This is a genomic window from Ideonella azotifigens, from assembly GCF_006519715.1.
GTDB lineage: Bacteria > Pseudomonadota > Gammaproteobacteria > Burkholderiales > Burkholderiaceae_C > Ideonella > Ideonella azotifigens.
On sequence record NZ_VIDT01000257.1, the window covers coordinates 1 to 7181 of the forward strand.

9 protein-coding genes are annotated in these 7181 nt (G+C 68.7%); 2 read left to right on the forward strand and 7 right to left on the reverse strand.

Translation table 11 applies throughout. The features are described 5' to 3' along the window. The 3 genes from uraD to FKP22_RS15985 form a co-directional block, all read right to left on the reverse strand. Positions 1 to 1330 (reverse strand): 2-oxo-4-hydroxy-4-carboxy-5-ureidoimidazoline decarboxylase (gene uraD / locus FKP22_RS15975; protein ID WP_141288455.1); only part of this gene is annotated, 1330 nt, incomplete at its 3' end. Between the two features lie 5 nt (positions 1331 to 1335). Continuing rightward, positions 1336 to 2295: an allantoinase PuuE gene (gene puuE / locus FKP22_RS15980; RefSeq protein WP_141288456.1), complete on the reverse strand. Its 960-nt coding sequence runs from the start codon at positions 2293 to 2295 to the stop codon at positions 1336 to 1338. Positions 2296 to 2322: 27 nt separating this feature from the next. After that, positions 2323 to 2979: a GntR family transcriptional regulator gene (locus FKP22_RS15985; RefSeq protein WP_141288463.1), complete on the reverse strand. Its 657-nt coding sequence runs from the start codon at positions 2977 to 2979 to the stop codon at positions 2323 to 2325. Between the two features lie 265 nt (positions 2980 to 3244). Here FKP22_RS15985 and uraH point away from each other — a divergent pair, with 265 nt between their 5' ends. Together uraH and FKP22_RS15995 are read left to right on the forward strand one after the other, a co-directional pair. After that, complete coding sequence (gene uraH, locus FKP22_RS15990; RefSeq protein ID WP_141288457.1) at positions 3245 to 3610, forward strand: hydroxyisourate hydrolase; 366 nt, start codon at positions 3245 to 3247, stop codon at positions 3608 to 3610. Positions 3611 to 3612: 2 nt separating this feature from the next. After that, positions 3613 to 4818, forward strand: coding sequence for a urate hydroxylase PuuD (locus tag FKP22_RS15995; RefSeq protein ID WP_141288458.1), 1206 nt, complete (start codon positions 3613 to 3615; stop codon positions 4816 to 4818). An 8-nt stretch (positions 4819 to 4826) separates the two neighbouring features. On the opposite strand, the gene FKP22_RS16000 is transcribed toward FKP22_RS15995, so the two are convergent. The 4 genes from FKP22_RS16000 to FKP22_RS16015 all read right to left on the reverse strand — a co-directional run. Further along, complete coding sequence (locus FKP22_RS16000) at positions 4827 to 5303, reverse strand: GNAT family N-acetyltransferase (RefSeq protein WP_141288459.1); 477 nt, start codon at positions 5301 to 5303, stop codon at positions 4827 to 4829. Further along, the gene (locus FKP22_RS16005; RefSeq protein WP_141288460.1) at positions 5300 to 6070 is read right to left on the reverse strand and encodes a CPBP family intramembrane glutamic endopeptidase; all 771 of its coding nucleotides are present in this window, start codon (positions 6068 to 6070) and stop codon (positions 5300 to 5302) included. The genes FKP22_RS16000 and FKP22_RS16005 overlap by 4 nt, the downstream gene beginning before the upstream one ends. Further along, positions 6067 to 6612 carry a DUF2867 domain-containing protein gene (locus tag FKP22_RS16010; protein ID WP_141288461.1) on the reverse strand — a complete coding sequence of 182 codons (546 nt, stop codon included), beginning with the start codon at positions 6610 to 6612 and terminating at the stop codon, positions 6067 to 6069. Before FKP22_RS16010 ends, FKP22_RS16005 begins: the two co-directional genes overlap by 4 nt. Next, positions 6612 to 7181 (reverse strand): histone deacetylase family protein (locus FKP22_RS16015; protein WP_141288462.1); only part of this gene is annotated, 570 nt, incomplete at its 5' end. The genes FKP22_RS16015 and FKP22_RS16010, both read right to left, overlap by 1 nt.

Consider the following 7181-nt stretch of genomic DNA (forward strand, 5'->3'; position numbering starts at 1 on the left):
CCAGCTCGGCGAACGCGCAGGCGGCGTCGCGCCGGCGGTCCATCGGCGTGGTGCCGGCATGGCTGGCCACGCCGGTGATCTCGCCCAGGAAGCGCCGGCTGCCGTTGATCGAGCTGACCACGCCCAGCGGCAGGTCCAGCTCATTGAGCACCGGGCCCTGCTCGATGTGCACCTCGACAAAGCCAAGGTATTGCGCCGGGTCGCGCTGCAGCGATTCGATCGCGTCCATGCGGCCGGGCAGGCCGGCGGCGCGCATCGCGTCGCGCATGGTCACGCCGTCGGTGTCGGACTGGTCCAGCCAGTCGTGGTCGAACTGGCCGACCAGCGCGCCCGAGCCGAGGAAGGTGGCCGGGTAGCGCTGGCCTTCTTCCTCGGCAAAACCGACCACCTCGATGCCGAATGGCAGGCGCTGGCCGCGCTGCTGCAACTGCGACACCACCGCCATCGGCACCAGGATGCCGATCCGGCCGTCGTACTTGCCGGCATTGCGCACCGTGTCGTAGTGCGAGCCGGTCAACAGCCGCGGCGCGGTCGGGTCTTCGCCCTGCGCATCCTGGCCGTGGTACAGGCCAATGACATTGCCCACCGCGTCCAGCTTCACCTCGTCGAAGCCGGCTTCGCGCATCCATTTTTTCAGCTGGCGGGCGCAGGCCTGGTGGGCGGCGGTGAGGTAGGTGACGGTCAGCTGGCCTTGCTCGGCAAAGCCGGGGTCGCTGTGCACGGCCAGGGCCTCGGCCCAGTCCCACACGCGCTCGCCTTGCGTGGGCTGCTGGGCGAACTTGTCGGCCAGGCGCAGCTCGGCAATGCGGTGGATCTGGCGCAGGCTCTCGGCGCGTTCGATGTCCGGGTGGTGCTTCAGCCGGCGCTCGAAAGCCGCGATGATGGCCGCGCGGCCCAGGCCGGTGCCACGCGGGCCGCGCACCGCGAGCAGGAAGGGAAAGCCAAAGCGCGCGTTGTAGGCGGCGTTCAGCGCCTGCAGGTGGGCGAACTCTTCCGGCGTGCAGTGCGTGAGCCCGGCGCTTTGCTGCTCGCCAGTGGATTCGCTGGTCAGCGTCCTGGCCACCATGGCCTTGCCGGCCAGCTCCGGGTGGGCGCGGATCAGGCCCAGTTGCTCGTCGGCTGTGGCTTCGCGCACCGCCTGCACCAGCGCCAGCTTCAGCTGCGCCAGCGTGGCGAATGGGCGCGCCGCCGCGGCGCGCTCGGCGATCCACGGCGAATGTTCGTAGACACCGTCCAGCAGCGTGGTGAACTGCGCTGGCGTGGCGTCGTTCAGGTCGGCGAGCGACAGCCTTGGAGGTTCCAACAGCCGTGCGGGTTCGGGGGATGCCATCAGCTTCACTCCCAGACAAAGGCGGTGGCGGCGTCGAAAGGGTGCGTGGCCTTCCAATGCCGGGCAATGTCGATGCGCCGCGTGACCCACACGCGCTCGTGGGCCTGCACATGGTCGAGGAAGCGCTGCAGTGCGCGCATGCGGCCCGGGCGGCCCAGCAGCCGGCAGTGCATGCCGATGCTCATCATCGCCGGCCGGTCCTCGCCTTCAGCGTACAGCACGTCGAAGCTGTCGCGCAGGTACTGGAAGAATTCGTCGCCGTGGCTGAAGCCCTGCGGCAGCGCGAAGCGCATGTCGTTGCAGTCCAGCGTGTAGGGCACGACCAGTTGCGGCGCCAGCGTGCCGTCGGTCTTGCGCACCTGCAGCCAGAAGGGCAGGTCGTCGCCGTAGTAGTCGCTGTCGTATTCCAGGCCGCCGTGGTCGGCCACCAGGCGGCGGGTGTTGGGGCTGTCGCGGCCGGTGTACCAGCCCTTGCCGTGCAGGCTGTTGCCCTGCGGGTCGCCGCCGGTGAGCAGCCGCAGGCTGTCCAGCGCCAGCGCCATGTGGGCGCGCTCTTCGGCCTCGGGCGTGTTCTGGTAATGGATCCAGCGCAGGCCGTGGCAGGCGATCTCGTGGCCCAGCTCGACAAAGGCCGCGGTCACTTCCGGGCAGCGCTCCAGCGCCATCGTCACGCCGAAGACGGTCAGCGGCAGGCCGCGTTTCTCGAACTCGCGCAGCAGCCGCCACACGCCCACGCGCGAGCCGTATTCGTAGATGCTTTCCATCGACAAATGGCGTGCCGGGAAGCTCGGCGGGTTGAACATTTCCGAGAGGAACTGCTCGCTGCCGGCGTCGCCATGCAGCACCGAGTTCTCGCCGCCTTCCTCGTAGTTCAGCACGAACTGCAGCGCCACCCGGGCCTGGCCTGGCCATTGGGGGTGAGGCGGGTTGCGGCCGTGGCCGTGCAGGTCGCGGGGGTAGCGCATGGAAGAAAGCTCTCTAGGGTTGGAGGGCTAGGGTTGCAAGGCACTCGCCAGGTCGCTCACGCGCGGGTTCAGCCGCAGGTTGCGCTCGACGTTGCCCAGGTGCTCGCCCATCAGCGCGACGGCAGCGTCGGCGTCCCGCCTGGCCAGTGCGTCGACGATGGCCACGTGCTCGGCCTGCGAATGCTCTGCCGAGTGCGAGCTCTGGTACATCAGCGAGATCAGCGAGGAGCGCGACAGCAGGTCGCCCAGCAGTTCGGCCAGCACCTCGTTGCCCAGCATGCCGGCCAGCACGGTGTGGAAATCGGCCAGCAGCCGGGTGCGGCCGGGCACGTCGGTGCGGGCCACCGCGGCCTGCTCATCGGCCAGGTGGCGGCGCAGCGTCGCCACCTGGGCCTCGGTGATGGTTTCGCAGAGCCGGCGCAGCATGGCCGACTCCAACATCAGCCGTACCTCGAAGACTTGGTGCGCTTCCTCCACGCTGGGCTCGCGCACGAAGGCGCCGCGGGCGGGCGCCAGCACCACCAGGCGGTCGCGCGAGAGCTGGTTCAGCGCCTGGCGCACGAGGGTGCGCGAGACCTGGAAGATGTCGGCGATCTGCTGCTCGGCCAGCTTGGTGCCCGGCATCAGCCGGCGCTCGACGATGGCGGCGGTGACCGCGTCGACGATGCGCTGGGTCTGCGTCATCTGCGCGCTGTCGTCCGCGGCCGGCAGTTGCACCTCGGGCACCTCGGCGGCCGTCGTGCGGGCACGCGGCTTGCGAACAGAGGTGTCGGTGCTGGCGGTGCTGCGTCGGGTGGCCATGGGCGCGATGATGGGGGTGGAACGAAGGCCGAGAGTCTAGGTGGGTCGCAGGCTTGTTTTGTGTATGCTGCAGTGTATACAATTTTCTCCACGCACTCACGGCCGGCTGACCCTTTGAAACAACCGCTGCAGGGCGCGCAGGAACATCATGGGACGACTCACCACCCACGTGCTGGACACGATGAACGGCTGCCCCGCGGCCGGCATGGCGGTTGCGCTGTACCGGCTGGCGGCGGAAGGCAGCGCCGAGCCACCCGTCCGATTGGCCACGCTGCAGCTGAACGCCGATGGCCGCGCCGATGCGCCGCTGCTGCAGGGCGACAGCTTCCAGCCCGGCCGCTATCGGCTGGTGTTCGACGTGGCGGCCTACTTCCGTGCCAAAGGTGCCGAGCTGCCCGAGCCGCCGTTCCTGGACCAGGTGCCGCTGGACTTTGGCCTGGCCGACACCGCCGCGCACTATCACGTCCCCTTGCTCGCCAGTCCCTGGGCCTATTCCACCTACCGGGGCAGTTGATCTTGTTCGATCCCACCTACCTGCTGGACTGGGCCAACCTGCTGCTGCGCTGGGCCCATGTCATCGTCGCCATCGCCTGGATCGGCTCGTCGTTCTACTTCGTCTTCCTGGACAACAGCCTCACGCCGCCGACCGACCCTGAGCTGAAGGCCAAGGGCGTGGACGGCGAGCTGTGGGCCGTGCATGGCGGCGGCTTCTACCACCCGCAGAAATACATGGTGGCGCCCAAGGCGCTGCCGGAGAACCTGCACTGGTTCTACTGGGAAAGCTACAGCACCTGGCTGACCGGCTTCGGGCTGTTCACCGCGCTGTACCTGTTCAATGCCGGCACCTTCCTGATCGACCAGAGCGTGCACCACTGGTCGCCGGCTGGCGCCATTGCCGCGGCGCTGGGTTTCCTGGCCGGCTTCTGGGTGATCTACGACGGGCTGTGCCGCACCGTGGGCCGCAAGCCCAGCGGTGACAAGCTGCTGGGCTTGGCGGTGACCGTGGTCGTGGTCTTCGCCGCCTGGGCCGCCTGCCAGTTGTTCGCCGGCCGCGCAGCCTTCCTGCTGGTGGGCGCGATGATGGCCACCGCGATGAGCGCCAACGTCGCGCACTGGATCATTCCGGGCCAGCGCAAGGTCATCGCGCAGATGAAGGCCGGCTTGCCGGTGGACCCGGTGCACGGCCAGCGCGCCAAGCAGCGCAGCGTGCACAACACCTACTTCACGCTGCCTGTCCTGGTGGCCATGCTCAGCAACCACTACGGCTGGCTCTACCAGGCCAGGTTCAACTGGCTGGTGCTGGTGCTGCTGATGCTGGCCGGCGCCTTGATCCGCCACTTCTTCGTGGCGCGCCACAAGGCCAAGGTCAAGGGCGTCACGCCGCCGTGGCCGTTCTTTGCGGCCGGCTGCGGCGTGCTGGTGGGCCTGGCCATCATGCTGGCGCCGCCGCCCCGTCCGCTTGCATCGGCTGTGGCTGAGCAGCCCCCCGTCAGCTTCGCCCAGGTCCAGGCGGTGATCCAGCAGCGCTGCGTGATGTGCCACAACGCCAAGCTGCAGAACAAGGGCGTGGCGCTGGACAGCGAGGCGCTGATCCGCCAGCACGGCCAGCAGCTCTACCAGCAGGCCGTGGTGCTCAAGCTGATGCCGCTGAACAACGCAACGCAGATCACCGAGGACGAACGCGCGCTGCTGGGCCGCTGGGTGCAGGCCGGCATGCCTTGAGGTTGGGATCAGGCCCGTCGCGTCAGCCGCACGACGTCCACTGGCGGCGAGCCCACGCTGAACCGGGCTTCCAGCGTGAAGCCCATGCCTTCGTAGAGCGCCAGCGCTGGCTGGTTGGCCGCGCCCGTGCCCACGCGCAGCAGGCGCCCGGGTGCGGTGCGCCGCAGGGCTTCTTCCACCAGCTGCCGGCCCAGGCCGCGGCGCTGGAAAGCTGGCGAGACGACCAGCGCGTTCAGGCGCAGTGCGCCGTCTTCTTCATCGCCCAGTGCGGCCGCGGCGGCCAGCGTGCTGCCTTGCATCGCGCCGAAGAACTGCCAGCCGCTGGCCTGCAGGTCGGCCACTGTGGTTTGCAGTGGTGGAAACTGGGCCGGCGTCAGGCCCAGTAGCGCGGCTTCCTGCGCATAGGCGGCGCACCAGATGCGGTGCAGCGCTTGGACAAGCGTGGGCTGCTGCAGGTCAAGCGGCCGGATGTGGGCCGCGCTCATGTCCACAGCACGGCAAAGATGAACGCATTCATCGTCACATTGAACGCGGCGTGGGAGGCGATGGCCGGCAGCAGCGAATCGCTGGCGCGGCGCAGCCAGGCGAACAGCAGCGCGGTGGCGAACATCAGCAGCACCCACAACGTGGCCGAGGCCGGCTGCAGTTGCAGGCCGTTGGCGCTGAGCACCAGGCCGTGGTGGCACAAGTGCACCAGGCCGAACAGCCCGGCTTCGATCAGCGTGCTGCGGGTGGGCGAGAAGCGTTGCTCCAGCGCGCGCTGCAGCAAGCCGCGGAAAAACAGCTCTTCGCCAACGGGGCTGAACAGCACCGCGGGCACGGTGAAGATCAGGTGCAGTTGCAGCAAGCCCATGCCGCTGGTGTCCAGCGTGCGCCGGTAGCTGTTGGCAACGCTGGTGAACCAGTGCCCGGTGCCATGGCCGAACAGCGCGATGCCCAGCGCAAAGCACAGCGTGGCGGCCAGCGCACCTGCTGCGATGCCAATGAGCATGAAGCCACGTCGGCGCGGTGCCTGCAGCCCGATGGCGCGTCGTCCCGGTGCGGTCAGCAGCAGCCACGGCAGCGCGGTCATTGCGACGAAGCCCAGCGGCAGCAGCCAGCGCACCGGATGCTCGCCCAGCGTGCCGGCCGCTCGAAGGCCGATGAACAAGGCGGCCAGCACCAGGGACGAGCGCCACAGTTCGGCGCCCAGGGCGCGCCAAGGGGCGCGCAGCGACAGAGCGGTCGTTGTTGCAGATGCCTGCAGATTCATCCGGTGGCCTCGGTCGGAAAGCCGACCTGGGCCGCCCGCCGCAGGCTGGCCTGCACCACCAGGCGGTGGAAGGGCCGGATCAGGCCGATGTAGCTGCGGCCCAGGCGGTTGTGGCAACACACCACGGTGCTCATCACCAGCGTCGGCCCGGGCTCGCCGGCTGCGGCCGGGCGGCACATCACCGAGGCACGAAAGTCCAGGTGCTTGTCGTTTTCGCCCAGGATGATCTCGCTGGCGTGGCGCTCGTAGATCTTGAACAGGCCCACGCGGTTCGTGGCAGGCGAGGGGCCGGCAGTGCTCAGCGCCTTGGCGGTCTTCAGGCCGAATACGGACACCATCGCGTCCCGCACGCCCATCAGCTGGTTGATCCAGCCTGGCTGATGGCCGAAGACAAAGCGCGCAAGTAGCTCAGGGTCGCGCACCACGTTGGCCGGCAGCGCGACGGCAAACGCGTCGGCCAGGTAAGGGTTGGCGTAGAAGCTGCCAATGCGCGAATCGGTCGGAACCGGTACCGGTGACACGGTGGTGGAAAGGGGGCTCATCAAGGCGTTTGCTCAAAGGCCTGCAGCACCTCGGCCACGTTGTCGCCGATCTCGGCCACCGCGTAGCCACCTTCGAAGATGAACAGCGTGGGCAGTTGCAGGGCCGCGAGTGTGCGGCCGAGGCGGTGGAACTCGGGCGTGCGCAGCTGGAATTTCGAGATCGGGTCGTCGGCGAAGGTGTCCACGCCGAGCGAGACCACCAGCGCGGCCGGGCGGTAAGCGGCAATGCGTTCGCAGGCGGTGGCCAGTGCGGCGAACCAGGCCTCGTTGGTCGCGCCCGCGGGAAGCGGGTAGTTCTGGTTGAAGCCCAGGCCAGCGCCGCTGCCGGTCTCGTCGGCATGGCCGAGGTAGAACGGGTATTCGGTCAGCGGGTCACCGTGAATGCTCTGGAACAGCACATCGGCACGGTCGTAGAAGATGGATTGCGTGCCGTTGCCGTGGTGGTAGTCCACATCCAGGATGGCCACGCGCTCTGCGCCCTGGTCCCGCCAGGCCTGCGCGGCAATCGCGGCGTTGTTCAGGAAGCAGTAGCCGCCGAGGAAATCGGCGCCGGCATGGTGGCCGGGCGG